We start from the raw sequence: 17,108 nt of genomic DNA, 5'->3' as shown, positions 1-17,108 counted from the left end.
TCAGGCAAAGCCATCCTCGACCCCGAGTGTGGCCACCCCATACGCCGGCGCGCCCAACCAGGGCCGCCACAGTGCATCCAGCGCAATACCCGCCCAGCCACAGCCTTCGGCGGCGCTCTGTTCACGCAGCAGCCGCAGGCGCGGGTGCACCGCAGCCAGCTCGGCCATGCGGCCCACGCCCCAGCAAAACTCGGCCCCCGTGGGCCCCACGCTGGGGTGGCGGGCGGCCCGGCCCACGGCCTGGCGCGTCAGCACATCCAGCACCATGCGCGAGCCGGGGGGCGCACACTGCGCAAACTCGGCCAACACCGCGTGCACCTGCGCGGGCTGCAGGTACATCAGCACACCTTCGCACACCAGCAGCACCGGCTGCGCACTGCTGCGCGACGGAAAACCCAAGTGCTGCCACCAGCCAGGCTGGGTGAGGTCCACATCGGCCTGCCGCATGCGCGGGCCCAACACCGGCAGCAGCTGCTGGCGCAGCGCCATCACCTCGGGCAGGTCGGCATCCAGCCACTGGTTGGCGCCCGCATCCAGCCATTGGAAATGCTGCGTGAGCCCGCAGCCCAGGTTGGCGCCCAGGCCCTGCGGGTGCGCCGTAAAAAAGGCGCGCCCCGCGTCCTTGACAGCCCCGGTGCGCCACAGCACCTGGAACACCGTGGGCAGGTCGTCCAGCAACGCATCCACATCAGCGCCCAGGCGCTGCAACAACTCGCCCGCCACGGCATCGCGGCAGTCCAGCCACGGAAAGTAGCGCGCCCCCCGCGCCCGTGCGGCCAGCGGGATCAGCAGGGTGCTGGGCACGGGAGGCAGGTGGGCACTCTGCAGCAGGTTATTAGCAGGAGGGCAGCTGGCCGGGGCCGCATGCAGCGCGAGGCTGCGCGGCAGTCGAACACGGCGTCGGGCGGGGGTCTGCGGCACGGGCGCTCCTCCTGTGGCAGCAGGCGCCACGGTGGTGTGGGATGCGGTGAGGCCCGGGGCACAGGCCTGCGCCATTGTGAATGGATTGTGGCTGGGCGCGATGGCCTGCAGCGTTACACGGGCTTACAACACCGCAGGCCGGAATCCCTTGCCCCGTGGCTGCGCGCTCTCTACAGTCTGGCGCACCAAAGGGAGGGAAGAAAAAATGCAACGTCTTGAAAAAAGACGCGGCGGCTTGCGTGCGCTCGCAGCCATTGCGGGGAGCTATCTTGCGGTTGTGGGCGCTGTGGCGTTTGGCACGCCAGCAGCCTTTGCGCAAAACCAGCCACTCGCTGCTTCGGCCCCGCTGGGGGCGGCATCAGCGCCCATGCCACCACGCCTTCTGACCGGCCCCATCCGGCCAAGGAATCTCACCCGCAATGGTTCGCTTGAGGTAATTTATTCCAACACCTCCCTTACCTCCTGCCCAGCCAATGAAACACTGAAATACTTCTACTACTGGACCGATACGCCGGAACTGCGAGGCCCGGACTGGTGCGGCGCAGCGGAAGCCAGCGTTGCATCAGGGAACAGGGACCCCTCTCAGCCAACGCACAAGCCTATTTGGCTGGTCAGCTGCTTTCCAGGAGACCACTGGATTTATGCGCACGGATACCTGGACTCACCAGGACAAGCGCCCTTTGTGAGCGACAAACAACGTGAAATCAGCATGGTCTGCACCAGAGAGCTGGACCCGCCGGAATCCACCCCACCACCGCCTTCGGAACCGCCATCACCGCCGCCGCCCACTCCGCCGGATGCCGCTGGCCCGCCTGGGTCCTCGGATTCGGGGGGGTGCAAGGAAGAAGCCTACTCTGGCGGCAGCACACCCAACCCGATCATTCCCGCAACGGGCGACAAGAACAAACCCTTCAGCGACGTCATCGGGCAAGGCCCCCACGCACTGAACTGGTCGCGCACCTACCGCAGCCTTTACGCCAACAGCCGCGCAACCTATGTACTGCCACTGGTAGGCATGTCGCCCGGGTGGGGCCACAACCACAGCGCCAGGCTCAAACCCGCCGGCAGTGCCCTCAATTGGAGCGACGGCACCGCACAAACCCTCGTCATGGGCAATGGGGACCTGCAGCGGTTCACCTACTCCGCATCCACCGCCACCTGGCAGAACCAGAACGGCAGCAAGAGGCTGCAGACCAATGCCAGCGGCTGGCTCTACACCGATCTGGACGCGGACCGCAAACTGCAGTTTTCTGCCACGGGGCTGCTGCAAAGCGTCACAGGCCGCAACGGCTGGGTGACCACCTATGGCTATGTGCAGATCAACAGCATTCCCATGCTGAAAACGGTGACCAACCAGTTTGGCCGCAAACTGCAGCTCAACTACAACACCAAGGGCCAGCTGGTCTCGGTGGCTGCGGGCAGCAAGGTGCAGGTGAGCTACGAATACGACACATCCGATCGTTTGTTGACGGCGCGCTATGCCGACAACACCACCAACACCTACCTCTACGAACACCCCAGCTACCCCCATGCCCTGACCGGCATCGTGGACGAAAACAACCAGCGTTTCGCCACCTACGCCTATGACGACGTGGGCCGGGCCGTCAGCACCGAGCATGCCGGTGCGGTCGAGCGCTACCAGGTCGGCTACCCCGCCACCAGCGGTGGGGCCACCACCATCACCGACCCCCTGGGCACGGTGCGCTCTTTCAACTACAGCGCCAGCCTGGGCCAGCTCGCCGTTACCGGCGCAGACAAGCCCGACGGCCTGGGCCTGCGCGACGCCGCCAGCCGCGTACAAAGCCCCCTGGGCCTGGTCACCGCCGAGACCGACTTCCTGGGCACAACCACCAGCTACGCCTGGGACACCGCCCGCCGCCTGCCCACCGCCGTCACCGAAGCCGCAGGCAAGCCCGAAGAGCGCACCACCATCACCAGCTGGCACCCCCAGTGGCGCCTGCCGGTCACAGTGAGCGAGCCCGGCCGCACCACCAGCTACACCTACGACAGCGCAGGCAACCCCCTCACCCAGACCATCACCGATACCGGTGCTGGCATGGGCAGCGGCATTGCCCGCACCACCAGCTGGACGTACCACCCCTCGGGCCTGGTCGCCACCGAAACCGCCCCCAACGGCGCCGTCACCAGCTACCAGTACGACAGTGCAGGCAACCTCACCAGCACCACCAACGCCCTGGGCCATGTAGACACCTACACCCACGACACCAACGGCCGCGTGCTCACCCACACCGCCCCCACCGGCCTCGTCACCACCTACACCTACGACGCCCGGGGCCGCATGCTCACCGCCAACCGGGGTGGGCAGACCACCCGGTTCACCTACCGCCCCTCGGGGCAGGTGGCCACCGTCAGGTTGCCCTACGGCCACACCATCACCTACGCCTACGACGCCGCCCAGCGCATGACCGGCTGGAGCGACAACCGCAACAACACCGGCACCTACACCCTGGACGCCATCGGCAACCGCACCCGCGAAGAAGTGCGCAACGCCCAGGGCCAACTGGTGTGGCTGCTGGCGCGCAGCATCAACAGCCTGAACCGCGTGGAAAGCACCACCGTGGGCGGCCAGCAAACCACCACCCATGGCTTTGACGCCAACGGCGAGACCGTGCGCAGCACCAACGGCGCAAACGAATCCACCCACCTGGGCCTGGACGCCCTGCGCCGGGTCAAGACCATCACCAACGCCGCCAACGCCACCGCGTCCCTGAGCTACAACGCCCTGGATGCCGTCACCCAGGCCAGCGACTTCAAAGGCGTAGGCACCACCTACGCCCGCGACGCCCTGGGCAACGCCACTGGTGAATCGAGCCCCGACAGCGGCCTGCAAAGCAGCCAGTACGACGCGCTGGGCCTGCCCAGCACCGTGACAGATGCCCTGGGCCAGGCCACCCACATCGACCGCGACCTGCTGGGCCGCCCCACGCTTATCACCCAGCCGGGCGGCACCACCACCACCCTGCGCTACGACCTGGCAGGCCCTGCCTACAACCAGACCGACCAGCCCAACGCCAGCAAAGGCGCATTGAGCGAAATTGTGGACGCCAGCGGCACCACCACCTACCAGCGCGACCACTTCGGCCGCGTCACCGCCAAGACCCAGACCCTGATCAGCGGCACCGCCCGCAGCGTGGGCTATGCCTACGCCGCCAGCGGCCTGCTGGCCAGCACCACCTACCCCGGCGGGCAAGTGCTGCAGCATGTCTACAACAGCACCGGCCTGCTCACCGGCCTGACCTGGGCGGGCCAAAGCCTGGTGAGCAACATCACCTGGAACCCCCTGGGCCAGCCCACCGGCTGGCGCTGGAACCTGCCCGGCGCCACGGCCGCCATCCCGGCCACCCGCAGCTACAACACCGCAGGCCAGCTCACCGCCACAGAGTTCAGCAGCTACCAGTACAACAGCGCAGGCCGCATCACCAGCCTCACGCAAAACCTCTGGAAGCCCGGCAGCACCAACCCGCTGCAAAGCACCCTGGCCCGCGCCGACACCACCTGGACCGTGCAGTACGACACCCTGGGCCGCATCACCCAGATGGGCGACAGCGTGCGCACCACCACGTACCAGTACGACGCCAACGGCAACCGCACCGCCAGCGTGCAAACCACCACCACAGGCACACCGGCCGCCACCAGCAGCATCAGCCGCACCTACGGCACCGCCGCAGGCCACAACCGCCTGCTGGGCTTTGAGCAAACCGCCACCGCTGGCGGCAACAGCGCCACCACCAGCGTCAGCTACCAGTACAACGCCGCAGGCGATTTGCTGGGCGATGGCCTGCGCAGCTACGCCTACGACAGCCAGGGCCGCATGGAAAGCGCCACCACCGGCGAAGGGGCCGACGCACCCAAAACCAAATACGCCCACAACGCACTGGGCCAGCGCGTGTTCAAGACCGAGCCGCTGTACAGCGCCGCAGGCAAACCCGCCAGCACCAAGAACCTGAACAACCTGCTGGCCGATGACGACGACAAGGACAGCCAGGGCGAACAGCCCGGCCTGATCCAGCAACTGGTGAACTTCTTCAGCAAGCTCTGGAGCCCCGCCACCAGCGATGCCGAAAAGCTGGGCTGGACCTATGTCTACGCAGAAGACGGCAGCCTGCTGGCCGAATACGGTGAAGGCAGCGCCGCCACTTCAGGCAGCGCGCAATACCTCTGGCTGCCCACGGCCAATGGCCCCATGCCCATTGCGGCTGTGGTCAACGGCCAGACGTATGCCGTGCACAGCGACCACCTGAACACCCCCAGAAAACTCACCCAGGCCAATGGGCAAGCGGTGTGGCAGTGGGCGTACAGTGCGTTTGGGGATGAGCAGCCGACGACGGCAGCCAAGCGGTTTACGAGTGAGATGACTGTGCCGACGACGGGGGCGACCAGCATCCCCGAAGTCACGTTCAATCTGCGGTATCCGGGGCAGTACTTTGATAAGGAGACGGGGCTCCATTACAACTACTTCCGGACGTATGCGCCGGGTACGGGGCGGTATACGCAGGGGGACCCCATCGGGCTTAACGGGGGATGGAATCGGTTTGGGTATGTCGGTGGGAATCCGCTGAGCTTCATGGATCCCCTTGGATTGACGTGGGAGGACGTTATTAAGGCAATGGCAGCGTTGAGTTGCGATTCTGCAAGATACAACTCAAATGCGAATGTCAGATTTGGCGACCCGGGCAAGGGAAATTTTGGAGCTACTGATTTTTGGACTGGCCACATTACGCTCAGCTCTAAAGACTTCGAGGGGGCCCTGACAGAATCGATGCGCCTGCATTTGCTTAGAAATTTGGCCCACGAATATATGCATTCCAACCAGAGTCGCCCATCAAGAGCTGCAATGAATCTGGACGACCTCCTTGGTGAGCCACTGGGGTTGCATGATGTATTGGGTCGGAAAGCGTATGACATTCCAGACAATGTCTGGAATGCATGGAACAACAAGAACACTTGTACTTGCTCAAAGTAGGATTGTCTTGTGACGTTAAATCGCACCTTCTTTGTTTTTCTGCTTGTAGTTGTCTGTGCGGGCTGGGCAATCTTCACCATGAGGCCAGAGGCATTGCTTCTAGCGTTCCTCCTGGTATTGGGCTTTGCACACAAGCATTTCAGACGCAGCAATCGAGCGATGATCTCTGCGGCTGCGCTTGTCGCATTGGCACCGTTTTCACCGATCGGGATAACGCTGTCGCACTCTCCGACTGGGCCGAAGCTCGTTGAATGCTGTCCGGACAGATTTTTATCCCCTGAACACAATCAGTCTGCTAAAGAGTCTGCAAAACGCGGTGAATGCCATCTGTGTAGCGATGTAGTTACTGGGTTTGAGCCGAAGCGTTACATCGTCTGGTAGCTACCGTGCCTTCGTGGCCTTCGAGTTACCGGGAAATTGGTACTTGATGGGGCCGGGTCTTGCCTTCTTAACCCGCGCTGCACTGCGAGGCCTTGCGTTTGACCGCGCGCACCGAGCCATGACACAACAGGGTGTACCAGCCTCAGCCGCTCACTGACGCAGTGGTTTGTTCAAACACAAACCCCAGAGCGCGGATCTCGTCCTCGCTCATATGCACCTCTATCAGCTCTGGCTGCCTCGCTTCGACTGCGCGGCGGCGCTCGAAGTTGGTGGGAGGGCCGTTGTCGATCTGGCGGCGATCTTTGCCGCTGCGTCGTTCCACGCCTCTTCTGTGTTCGACGGTCATGCTTCTGGTGGGTTGATTGGGATGAATGTGTGGATGTGTCTTTGAGACTCCCCTGTGCGCCAATGGGCTGAACCCCATGCAACGCCTTGTCGTTTTTTGGGCGGTCTGCAAAGGATCGGGAAGTGCGGGTGGAAAGATACCTCTGCCCAACCCCTGTGAGAAGGAGGCATGACAGTTGTTGACGATCTGCGCCGCCGGAGCGTGTCAAAGATCTGAAGTTAGCCGTCGCATCCCGAAGCGGGGGATGCAAGCTGAACTGCACCCCACGCATGCTGGCATGCATCTGCCCGGCACTACAAAATTTATAGCTATCAGCGCTTATCCATCAGGCGGGAGCGCCCCATTGGGTTCCAAACCCAGCAAGGCCAGCCCGGCTGCAACCACACCACGCATCCATCCTCACACGCCCGGCTGCTGACGGGCCCGGGCTTGCGTGACAGGCCCTGGCGCCCGCTAGTTCTTTACCAACGCCCACACCAGCGCCACGCCCGCGGCCACCAGGTCGCCCGTGAATGAGCTGTCGCTCGCATCACTGGTGCCGGTGAATGCGCGCTTTTGCCGCTCGCGCTCGGCGCGGCTGCGGTCGCGCTCCAGGGCCACCAGGGCGTCGCCGATGTCCACCGAGGGCGTGGCGTGGGTGGTGCGCTCGCTGCTGGCCTTGGCGTAGCCCTCCATGGCGCGCACCACGGCGTCGGGGTCGATGAGGGAGAACGCGGCGCGGCAGTAGGGGCAGGCGTGGTCTTTGCGGATGTCCACAGGGGCGCCGCAGCTGGTGCAGTAGATGGCCCCCACACGTTTGGCGAGGTCGTCGATCTCGGGGCGCGTCATGTGGCGCACAAAGCCTTTTTCGACCATGAAGGACGAGAAGGTGCTGAAGCGGCCATGCAAGCGCCCGCAGCGGTAGATCATGTAGCGGCCGCTGCGCACCACGTCGAAGCCTTTGGCCAGCGTGGTGTTGCAGCGCGGGCAGGCCATGCTGTGCGCCAGGGGCTGGTGCTGGTCGGTGCGGTGCTCGTGCAGCAGGCGGAACAGCTCGACCACCGACGCGGGCGAGAGCTTGAGGTTTTCGTGCCGGTCAAACCACAGACCCTGGCAGGCAAAACAGATGTCCAGCTCCAGCGTGTGCCCCTGGTTGCTGGTGAACCGGTGCGCCTCCATGGGCTGGCGGCAGGAGGGGCAGGACGGCTGAGGGTGCATGGCGGCGGTGCCCGTGGCAGGCAGAGCAGAGGTTGGCGCAGATGCTAACCCGGCACAGGGCGGGTGGCAGCCTGGCAACTGACGCGCAGGTTCACGGCCAGGCCCTGCCCATCCACTAGCATTCGCGCCTCAACAACAAGGAACCAACAAGATGGGATTCATGAACTGGCGCGTGAAAAGCGCGGAGGTGCTGCAGCAGGGCGGGGTCATTGCGCCCGATGAGCGGCTGCCCTGGCCGCAGACGGCGGTGATGGGCGTACAACACGTGATTGCGATGTTTGGCGCCACGGTGCTGGCGCCCATCCTGATGGGCTTTGACCCGAACGTGGCGATTTTGATGAGCGGCGTGGGCACGCTGATTTTCTTCATGATCACGGGCGGCAAGGTACCCAGCTACCTGGGGTCGAGCTTTGCGTTCATCGGGGTGGTGATCGCGGCCACGGGCTACGCTGGCAAGGGGCCCAATGCCAACATCGCCGTGGCGCTGGGCGGCATCATCGCGTGCGGCCTGGTCTACACCTTGATCGGTGCGCTGGTGCAGGCCATCGGCACGGGCTGGATCGAGCGCTTCATGCCGCCCGTGGTCACGGGCTCGGTGGTGGCGGTGATCGGCCTGAACCTGGCGGGCATCCCCATCAAGAACATGGCGGCCAGCAACTTTGACAGCTGGATGCAGGTGGTGACCTTTGTGAGCGTGGGCCTGGTGGCGGTGCTCACACGCGGCATGGTGCAGCGCCTGCTGATTCTGGTGGGCTTGATCGTGGCCAGCATCATCTACGCGGTGCTGACCAACGGCCTGGGCCTGGGCAAGCCCATGGACCTGACGGCACTGGCCAACGCCGCGTGGTTTGGGTTGCCCAACTTTGCCGCGCCGGTGTTCGAGGCCAATGCCATGCTGCTGATCGCGCCCGTGGCCATCATCCTGGTGGCCGAGAACCTGGGCCACATCAAGGCCGTGACGGCCATGACGGGCCAGGACCTGGACCGCTACATGGGCCGCGCGTTCATTGGCGATGGCGTGGCCACGATGGTTAGCGGCGGCGCAGGCGGCACGGGCGTGACCACCTATGCTGAGAACATCGGCGTGATGGCGGCGACCAAGATTTATTCCACCGCCGTGTTTTTGCTGGCGGGGGTGTTTGCGCTGGTGCTGGGCTTCAGCCCCAAGTTCGGCGCGCTGATCCAGACCATTCCGCTGCCGGTGATGGGCGGTGTGTCCATCGTGGTGTTTGGCCTGATCGCAGTGGCGGGCGCCAAGATCTGGGTGGACAACAAGGTGGACTTTTCGCAGAACAAGAACCTGATCGTGGCGGCCATCACCCTCATCCTGGGCACGGGCGACTTCACGCTGAAGTTCGGCCAGTTTGCGCTGGGCGGCATCGGCACGGCCACGTTTGGTGCGATCCTGCTGTATGCCTTGCTCAATCGCAAAGGCCGATGAATCTTGTAAGGGTTAACCCTGATTTTGTAAGCAACGACCGCTAGCATCCTGGGTTTTGCCCTGGGGGTCGTCCGCCCGCGAGGTGGGCGGCCCCTTTTTCTTTTTTGCGGAGTTTGTTCATGTCCCTGGCCGATCGGGTGCTGTACCCCGACTTTCTCTCCCGCACCATGACCGCCGACGAGGCGGCCGCCCTGATCCCTGCCGGTGCCCATGTGGGCATGAGCGGATTCACCGGCGCGGGCTACCCCAAGGCCGTGCCCGGCGCGCTGGCGCGCCGCATCGAAAGCCTGAACGCGCAGGGCCATGGCTTCAAGATCGGGCTGTGGACAGGCGCCAGCACCGCGCCCGAACTGGACGGTGCTCTCGCGCAGGTGGACGGCATCGAGATGCGCCTGCCCTACCAGTCCGACCCCACGGTGCGCCGCCAGATCAATGCGGGGCAGATGCAGTATGTGGACATCCACCTGTCGCACGTGGCGCAGTTTGTGTGGTTTGGCTTTCTGGGCAAGCTGGATGTGGCCGTGGTCGAGGTGGCGGGCGTGTTGCCCGACGGGCGGCTGATTCCTTCGTCCTCGGTGGGCAACAACAAGACCTGGCTGGACCAGGCCGACAAGGTCATCCTGGAGGTGAATGCCTGGCATAACCCCCAACTGGAAGGCATGCACGACATCTACTACGGCACCGACCTGCCACCGCACCGCAAGCCCATCCCCATGACGCGGCCCGATGAGCGCATTGGCGAGCCCTACCTGCACTGCGACCCGAGCAAGGTGATCGCCGTGGTGATGACCAACCAGCCCGACCGCAACAGCGTGTACGCCGCGCCGGACGACACCTCCAACCGCATAGCCGGCCACATCATCGAGTTCTTGCAGCACGAGGTGAAAAAGGGCCGCCTGCCCAAAGACTTGCTGCCGCTGCAGTCGGGCGTGGGCAACATCGCCAACGCGGTGCTGGCGGGGCTGAACAACGGCCCGTTCGAGAACCTCACGGCCTACACCGAGGTGCTGCAGGACGGCATGCTGGACATGCTGCGCTCGGGCACGCTCGCCAGCGCCTCGGCCACGGCGCTGTCGCTGAGCCCGGCGGCGATGCAGGACTTCAACGACCGCATCGACTATTACAAAGAGCGCATCGTGCTGCGCCCGCAGGAGATCAGCAACCACCCCGAGCTGATCCGCCGCATGGGCCTGATCGCCATGAACGGGATGATCGAAGCCGACATCTACGGCAACGTCAACAGCACCCACATCATGGGCTCGGCCATCATGAACGGCATCGGCGGCTCGGGCGACTTTGCGCGCAATGCCTACCTGTCCATCTTCATGACGCCTTCGCTGGCCAAGAACGGCAGCATCTCGTGCATCGTGCCCATGGCCTCGCATGTGGACCACACCGAACACGATGTGCAGATCCTCGTCACCGAGCAAGGCCTGGCCGACCTGCGCGGGCACTCGCCCTCGCAGCGCGCCGAGATCATCATCGACCGCTGCGCGCACCCGGACTTCCGGCCCGCGCTGCACGACTACGTGGCCCGCGCCAAGCGGGGCGCAGTGGGCCAGCACACGCCGCACCTGCTGAACGAGGCGCTGTCGTGGCACCAGCGGTATGTGGAGACGGGCAGCATGCGCGCGCCAGCGGGCCCTGGCAGCGCGGTGTAAAGGGCGAAGGGCATGAGGGGCGTGAGAGGACGAGGCTCTCACCCCAGAGTCTGCAGGCCTTTGACAGCCAATTGGCAGCTTGGGCAGATAAAATCAGGGTTAACCCTAGGTCTAACGACCTCCCCTGTTCAACATCCACCAGCCCCTGCCCGGGGCTGGTGGCTTTTTTGCCTGCGAGTTTTTTGATCATGCAACGCCGTCAGTTCACCCAATCCCTCGTGGCCGCCAGCACCGGCCTGCTGCTTGCCACCTCGTCGCGCGCCGTGGGCGTGCAAGACCCTATGGACGCCAAGAGCGTGACCATTGGCTGCTCGCTGGGCACCAGCGGCGCCCTGGCCAGCCTGGGCAAGGAACTCAAGCAGGGGCTGGACGCGGGCATTGCGCAGGCCAATACCAAGGGCATCCACGGCCGCGAGATCAAGCTGCTGGCCCTGGACGACGGCTACGACGCCGCGCGTTCCGAAGACAACGTGCGCAAGCTGATTGCCGACGCCAACGTGGTGTCGCTGATCTCCTGCATGGGCACGGCCAACAACCAGCGCATCCTGCCGCTGGTGGACGAGGCGCAGATCCCCTACGTGGCCCCCCAGAGCGGCGCCACGTCGCTGCGCAAGGCCGAGTACCGCTCGGTGTTCCACGTGCGCGCCAGCTACACGGACGAGGCCCAGCGCCTGACGCAAAAGCTGGTGTCCATGGGCATCACCGAGCTGGCCGTCGTGTACCAGGACACCGCCTTTGGCCGCGAGTTTCTGGCCGATGTGAGCAAGGCCCTGGCCGCCGCCAAGCAGCCCGCGCCCAAGGCCTTCAAGCTCGACGCCCAGGGCGCCCAGGTGGCCGACGTGGTGGGCAAGGCCGTGGCCGCGAAGCCCAATGCGGTGCTGCTGGGCACGGCGGGCGACATCACCGCCACGCTGGTCAATGAATTCAAGAAAGTCTCGCCCAGCACGCCGCTGGCCGCCACCAGCGTGGCGCTGTCGGGCGACAACCTGCGCCAGCTGGGTGGCAAGGCATCGGGCATTGCGCTGTCGATGGTGCTGCCCGACGCGGCCCGCACCAGCTTTGCCGTGGTGCGCGACTACCAGAAGGCCATGCGCGCACTGGGCTACCAGGAGTTTTCGGCCCGCAGCTTTGAAGGCTACGTGAACGCCCGCGTGCTGGCCGAGGGCCTGGAGCGCGCCGGCCGCGACCTGACCCGCGCCAAGCTGCGCAATGCGCTCGCAGGCATTCGCAGCAATGACCTGGGCGGCCTGTCCATCGACTACGCAGGCGGCGCGCCCTATGTGGGATCGCGTTTTCTGGACCTGGGCGTGATGGGCGCCAACGGCCGCTTTGTCGGCTAAGCGGCCGAGCCGCTGAACAACCTGGGCGGGGCCACCCGCCGCAGTTGCTGCGCCCGGCGCCGGGCGTGGCCGGGCAGTGGAATCAGCCCAGGAAACGGCCTGCGCCGTTGAGCACCCCGAGGTCGATGAAGCGCGAGCCCACATAAGGCGACTGGCCGCTGTAATCGACCACAAAACCGCCCATGTCCCAGTTGCGGATGCCTGCGAGCGCATTGCGCAGCTTGGTGCGGCTGGGGTCCGAGCCCGCGCGCTCCAGGCCCTCGGCCAGCACGCGCATGTTGACGTAGGCCTCCAGGCTGCCCAGCGTGAAGTCTTGCTGGCCCTTGGCCCGCATGGCGGCCTGGTAGTCACGCACCAACTGGGTCTTGGCACGGTTGGGGTCGGGCATGACCATGGTCACGGCAATGCCGCTGCCTGCGTCGCCCAGCTGCTTGAGGCCGTCGCTGGTCAGCGTCACGCTCACGCCGGCCATCAGCACGCCCGGCACGGTTTTCTTGATGCCACGCACCAGCTCCACCGAGGCAGCACCCGCCGTGGCCAGCAGCACGGCGGCGGGGCGGGCCTCGGCCACCTTGGCCAGCACATCGGCCAGGTTCTTGCCGTCGGTGGCCAGCGCGGCCTGGACGGAAGGCTTGATGTTCTGCTCGGCCAGCGAGCGCGTGGCATCGTCCAGCATCTCGCGGCCATAGCCGTTGTCCAGGTACACCACGCCGATACCCTTGAGCCCCATGCCCGCCAGGCGCTGCACCAGGCGGCGCACTTCGTCGGTATAGCTGGCGCGCACATGGAACACGTTGCGCCCACCCTTGCGCAGCGACGACGCACCCGTGAGCGGCGCCACGTAAGGGACGCCCGCCTCTTCGATCAGCGGCAGGATGGCCGTGTTGTTGGGCGTGCCCACGCACGACAGCAGCGCAAAGGCGCTGCCCTGGCCAATCATCTGCTTGATGTTGTCGGTGGTGCGCTGGGGCACATAGCCATCGTCCACCATGTTGAACTGCAGCGTGCGGCCGTGCACGCCGCCCCGGCTGTTGATGTGCGCGAGCGCCGCTTCGGCACCCTGCTTGATGTCCTGCCCAAAGCCCGCCAGGGGGCCGCTGAGCGCGGCCGAGCAGCCGATGGTCAGCGTCTTGCCGGTGATGCCGCCCTCCTGTGCCCATGCGTTGCGCATGAAGACGGGGGCAGCCAGGGCGGCCGTGGTGTGGGAGGCAAGGGTGACAAACTGGCGACGCTGCATGATAGGAAACCGACTCCGGGAAAAAGCACAATGCACAACCCGGGCATGCCAGTGAGACACTCACTGCATGCTGACCCGGCAAGCCGCCGACCCCCGGGGGAACCCGGCATTCTATGGAGCCCGCATGCGGCGCAGTAGTGTGCCGACTCCACCCCGCCCCCTTTTCGAGACCACCATGCCCATCTGGAAAAAACCCATCGATCTGGACCTGCTGAAGGCCGCCAACCGCAACACCGCCGTAGAGCACCTGGGCATTGAATTTGTCGAGGTGGGTGACGACTTTCTGCGCGCCCGGGTGCCGGTGGACCACCGCACCATCCAGCCTTTTGGCCTGCTGCACGGCGGCGTCAGCGTGGTGCTGGCCGAGTCCATGGGCTCCACCGGCGCCTACTACGCCCTGCCCGAGGGCTACCGCGCCGTGGGCCTGGACATCAACGCCAACCACCTGCGCTCTGCCACCAGCGGCTGGGTGACCGGCACGGCCAAGCCGGTGCACATCGGCCGCACCACGCATGTGTGGCACATCGATCTGCACAACGAAGCGGGTGAACTGACCTGCGTGTCGCGGCTGACGATGGCGATCCTCGCACCGAGGTAGAGGACTTCCCCCTGAGCGGCTGCGCCGCTTCCCCCTTCTCTCGAATCGCTGGCGCGATTCGGGAAGGGGGACGATGCCCTCGCTGCGGGGCGGCCCTTGCTCGGCATCCCTGGCCTTGGGGCGCGCCGGTTTCAAACGGCGGGTGGATATTTGAGTGAAATTGGCCATTACCGCGCGACCATCATGCCTTGATAGCTATCTATTCAGTAGCATTCTGCTGTGCCAGGCGCTCGCTTTTCCAGTACACATCGTCGCCGCCATCCATGCGGTTGAGCACGCGGGCGAGCACGAACATCAGGTCGGAGAGGCGGTTGAGGTACTGGCGTGGCGCGTCGTTCAGCGCCTCTTCGTTGCCCAGGGCAACCACGGCGCGTTCAGCGCGGCGGGCCACGGTGCGGCAGATGTGGGCTTGCGATGCGGCGCGCGTGCCTGCGGGCAGGATGAATTCCTGCAGGCGTGGCAGCGCGGCATTGTGGTGTTCCAGGGCCTCGTCCAGTGCCAGCACCGCGTCGGCCTTGAGCAGTTCAAAGCCCGGAATCGACAGCTCACCACCCAGGTTGAACAGCTGGTGCTGCACCTCGACCAGCAGGGTGCGGACTTCATCGGGCAGCGGCTCGCACAGCAGCAGGCCGATGTGGGAGTTGAGTTCATCCACATCCCCCATGGCGTGGATGCGCAAGCTGTTCTTGGAAACGCGCTGGTTATTGCCCAGGCCGGTGGTGCCGGCGTCGCCCGTGCGTGTGGCGATCTGTGAAAGTCGGTTGGCCATGGCGGTGCCTTGCTGAAAACGTAGAAAAAGAAGGAGACGTGTGATTCTCCGCCAGCCGCCCCACATGGCCGCGGGGCTACGTCTTGGCACATCCCCGCCACACAACAACACAAAACGGGCCCGCGCCGTTACATGGCGCAGGCAAATGTTGGCCCAGGCAACAGCAGGCAAGAGTGCTGGCGTGCAGGGCCTGGCTGCGGTGCAATGCAAGCCTGTTCAACTTCCAAGGAGCTTCGCTTCCCATGAAAGCATTGCAACGACGCACTTATTCGTTCGACACCCGCAGCGTGATGCTGTTTGCGGCCCTGACCCTGGGCGGCGTGGGTGCCTTGCACGCGCAGACTACGTCGTCTTCCTCCGCACCCCAGTTCGGGCCGCAGGGCAAGGGCACAGCCCAGGCGGGCGCTGGCTTCACGGTGGGGCCCAGCAGCACTGTGTCCACAGCCGCTGCAGCCGCCTTTGACCGGGCCGACACCAACAAGGACGGACAGTTGAGCGCCCAGGAAGCCGCCACACTGCCCGCCATCAGCCAGCGCTTCAAGGAGCTGGATGCCGACCAGAACGGCACACTCTCGCGCGCTGAATTCGACAAGGGGGTTCAGTCCTGACGCAGCCGGGCGCCTACCACGCCTGAAATGAAGGAAGCAGGGCCTGCCCACGCTGGAACTCCAGGGCGTGGGCGGGCCCTTGCGCGTACAGCGCGTGCAGCGCGGCACCCACCGCCCGGCCCAGATTCTGGGCCCAGCCCAACGCGAGCGGGGAGGGCCCTTCACAAGCGCTCACGTGTCAATCGTGCAGCGATGACAGAAACTGCTGCAGCTCCGGCGTCTGCGGATTGCCAAACAGCGCGGCAGGCGCACCGGTTTCATGCACCCGCCCCTGGTGCATGAAGATCACGCGGTCGCTCACCTTGCGGGCGAACGCCATCTCGTGCGTGACCATCATCAGCGTCATGCCTTCCTGCGCCAGCGACTCCACCACGCGCAGCACTTCGCCCACGAGTTCAGGGTCAAGCGCCGAGGTGATTTCGTCGCACAGCAGGACCTGCGGCTCCATGGCCAGCGCGCGGGCTATGGCCACGCGCTGCTGCTGGCCGCCCGAGAGCTGGTCGGGCATGGCGTCAAACTTTTCGGCCAGGCCCACGCGGGCCAGCAGCTGGCGCGCCTGCGCCTCGGCCGCCTTGGCATCGCGCGCCTTCACCAGCGTGGGCGCGAGCATGATGTTGCGGCCCACGCTGAGGTGCGGAAACAGGTTGAAGCTCTGGAAGATCATGCCCACCTGCTGGCGCAGCGCGCGCATGGCTGCAGGGCTGTCGTGCAGCAGCTTCTGGCCGTTGACGCTGAGCGCGCCTTCCTGGAACTCTTCCAGCCCGTTCACACAGCGCAGCAGCGTGCTTTTGCCCGAGCCGCTTTTGCCGATGATGGCAATCACCTCACCGCGCTGCACCTTGAGGTCAATGCCCTTGAGCACCTCATTGCTGCCGTAGGACTTGCGCAGGGCGGTGATGTCCACGATAGGCGGATCGCCCACCACAATGCCATCGTGCGCGGGGGCGGGGGTGGTTTCAACGGCGGTTGCCATGGAGTTTCCTTTCAAGCGATTGCGCCACCAGGCTCACGGGGAAGCACAGGGCAAAATACAGCAGCGCCACACAGGCGTAGACGAGGAAGGGCTGGTAGGTTGCGTTGGAGATCATGCTGCCCGCCTTGGTCAGCTCCACAAAGCCGATGACCGAGGCCAGCGCGGTGCCCTTGATCACCTGCACCAGAAAGCCCACCGTGGGTGGCACCGCGATGCGCAGCGCCTGCGGCAGCACCACATGGCGCAGCTGCTCGCCGAAGTTGAGCGCCAGGCTCTGCGCCGCCTCCCACTGCCCCTTGGGGATGGACGCCACACAGCCGCGCCAGATCTCGGTGAGGTAGGCACTGGTGTAGAGCGTGAGCGCCACCGCAGCGGCTGTCCACGGCGAGGTCTTGATGCCAAAGAGCGCAATGCCGAAGTACGCGAGGAACAGTTGCATGAGCAGCGGTGTGCCCTGGAACACCTGCACATAGGCGCCCACCGCGCGGTTGACGCCCCGCAGCTTCGACAGGCGCAGCACCAGCAGCACCAGGCCCACGAGGCCACCACCGATGAAGGCGATAAGGGACAGGGACACCGTCCAGCGCGCTGCCAGCAGCAGGTTGCGCAGGATGTCCCAGAGAGAAAATTCAACCATGATAAGAACGTGTTT

13 protein-coding genes are annotated in these 17,108 nt (G+C 65.2%); 6 read left to right on the top strand and 7 right to left on the bottom strand.

The window, feature by feature from the left end; all coding sequences use genetic code 11:
* On the bottom strand, positions 1–921 hold the full coding sequence (locus ACSQ3O_RS00735) for a class I SAM-dependent methyltransferase (protein WP_436137505.1): 921 nt from the start codon (positions 919–921) through the stop codon (positions 1–3).
* A gap of 682 nt (positions 922–1,603) precedes the next feature.
* Between ACSQ3O_RS00735 and ACSQ3O_RS00730 the strand changes: the two genes are divergently transcribed.
* Positions 1,604–5,905: an RHS repeat-associated core domain-containing protein gene (locus ACSQ3O_RS00730; RefSeq protein WP_436137504.1), complete on the top strand. Its 4,302-nt coding sequence runs from the start codon at positions 1,604–1,606 to the stop codon at positions 5,903–5,905.
* Between the two features lie 523 nt (positions 5,906–6,428).
* Here ACSQ3O_RS00730 and ACSQ3O_RS00725 read toward each other — a convergent pair.
* The gene (locus ACSQ3O_RS00725; protein ID WP_436137503.1) at positions 6,429–6,632 is read right to left on the bottom strand and encodes a hypothetical protein; all 204 of its coding nucleotides are present in this window, start codon (positions 6,630–6,632) and stop codon (positions 6,429–6,431) included.
* A gap of 453 nt (positions 6,633–7,085) precedes the next feature.
* Positions 7,086–7,829 carry a zf-TFIIB domain-containing protein gene (locus ACSQ3O_RS00720; RefSeq protein ID WP_436137502.1) on the bottom strand — a complete coding sequence of 248 codons (744 nt, stop codon included), beginning with the start codon at positions 7,827–7,829 and terminating at the stop codon, positions 7,086–7,088.
* A 151-nt stretch (positions 7,830–7,980) separates the two neighbouring features.
* Here ACSQ3O_RS00720 and ACSQ3O_RS00715 point away from each other — a divergent pair, with 151 nt between their 5' ends.
* From ACSQ3O_RS00715 to ACSQ3O_RS00705, 3 genes are all read left to right on the top strand, one after another.
* On the top strand, positions 7,981–9,270 hold the full coding sequence (locus ACSQ3O_RS00715; RefSeq protein ID WP_436137501.1) for a solute carrier family 23 protein: 1,290 nt from the start codon (positions 7,981–7,983) through the stop codon (positions 9,268–9,270).
* Between the two features lie 119 nt (positions 9,271–9,389).
* Entirely contained in the window at positions 9,390–10,931 is a 1,542-nt protein-coding gene (locus ACSQ3O_RS00710) for an acetyl-CoA hydrolase/transferase family protein (RefSeq protein ID WP_436137500.1), read from the top strand.
* Between the two features lie 188 nt (positions 10,932–11,119).
* Positions 11,120–12,271 (top strand): ABC transporter substrate-binding protein, encoded by a 1,152-nt coding sequence (locus ACSQ3O_RS00705; RefSeq protein ID WP_436137499.1) that lies wholly within the window; start codon positions 11,120–11,122, stop codon positions 12,269–12,271.
* 82 nt (positions 12,272–12,353) lie between these two features.
* Here ACSQ3O_RS00705 and ACSQ3O_RS00700 read toward each other — a convergent pair whose 3' ends face one another.
* Complete coding sequence (locus ACSQ3O_RS00700; RefSeq protein ID WP_436137498.1) at positions 12,354–13,508, bottom strand: ABC transporter substrate-binding protein; 1,155 nt, start codon at positions 13,506–13,508, stop codon at positions 12,354–12,356.
* Positions 13,509–13,683: 175 nt separating this feature from the next.
* On the opposite strand from ACSQ3O_RS00700, the gene ACSQ3O_RS00695 reads away from it, so the two are divergent.
* The gene (locus ACSQ3O_RS00695) at positions 13,684–14,106 is read left to right on the top strand and encodes a hotdog fold thioesterase (protein ID WP_436137497.1); all 423 of its coding nucleotides are present in this window, start codon (positions 13,684–13,686) and stop codon (positions 14,104–14,106) included.
* A 199-nt stretch (positions 14,107–14,305) separates the two neighbouring features.
* Here the strand turns inward: ACSQ3O_RS00695 and ACSQ3O_RS00690 are convergent, their stop codons facing one another.
* On the bottom strand, positions 14,306–14,875 hold the full coding sequence (locus ACSQ3O_RS00690) for a cob(I)yrinic acid a,c-diamide adenosyltransferase (protein ID WP_436137496.1): 570 nt from the start codon (positions 14,873–14,875) through the stop codon (positions 14,306–14,308).
* Positions 14,876–15,117: 242 nt separating this feature from the next.
* On the opposite strand from ACSQ3O_RS00690, the gene ACSQ3O_RS00685 reads away from it, so the two are divergent.
* On the top strand, positions 15,118–15,483 hold the full coding sequence (locus tag ACSQ3O_RS00685) for an EF-hand domain-containing protein (protein ID WP_137747338.1): 366 nt from the start codon (positions 15,118–15,120) through the stop codon (positions 15,481–15,483).
* Positions 15,484–15,661: 178 nt separating this feature from the next.
* Here the strand turns inward: ACSQ3O_RS00685 and ACSQ3O_RS00680 are convergent, their stop codons facing one another.
* Complete coding sequence (locus ACSQ3O_RS00680) at positions 15,662–16,456, bottom strand: amino acid ABC transporter ATP-binding protein (RefSeq protein WP_436137495.1); 795 nt, start codon at positions 16,454–16,456, stop codon at positions 15,662–15,664.
* Positions 16,440–17,093 (bottom strand): amino acid ABC transporter permease, encoded by a 654-nt coding sequence (locus ACSQ3O_RS00675; RefSeq protein WP_137747340.1) that lies wholly within the window; start codon positions 17,091–17,093, stop codon positions 16,440–16,442. Before ACSQ3O_RS00675 ends, ACSQ3O_RS00680 begins: the two co-directional genes overlap by 17 nt.
* Positions 17,094–17,108: the final 15 nt, after the last annotated feature.

Source organism: Acidovorax sp. LjRoot74, assembly GCF_964254355.1.
Classification (GTDB): Bacteria; Pseudomonadota; Gammaproteobacteria; order Burkholderiales; family Burkholderiaceae_C; genus Acidovorax.
Note: the sequence above shows the minus strand (reverse complement) of the source record. Positions and strands in the feature narration are given on the sequence as shown.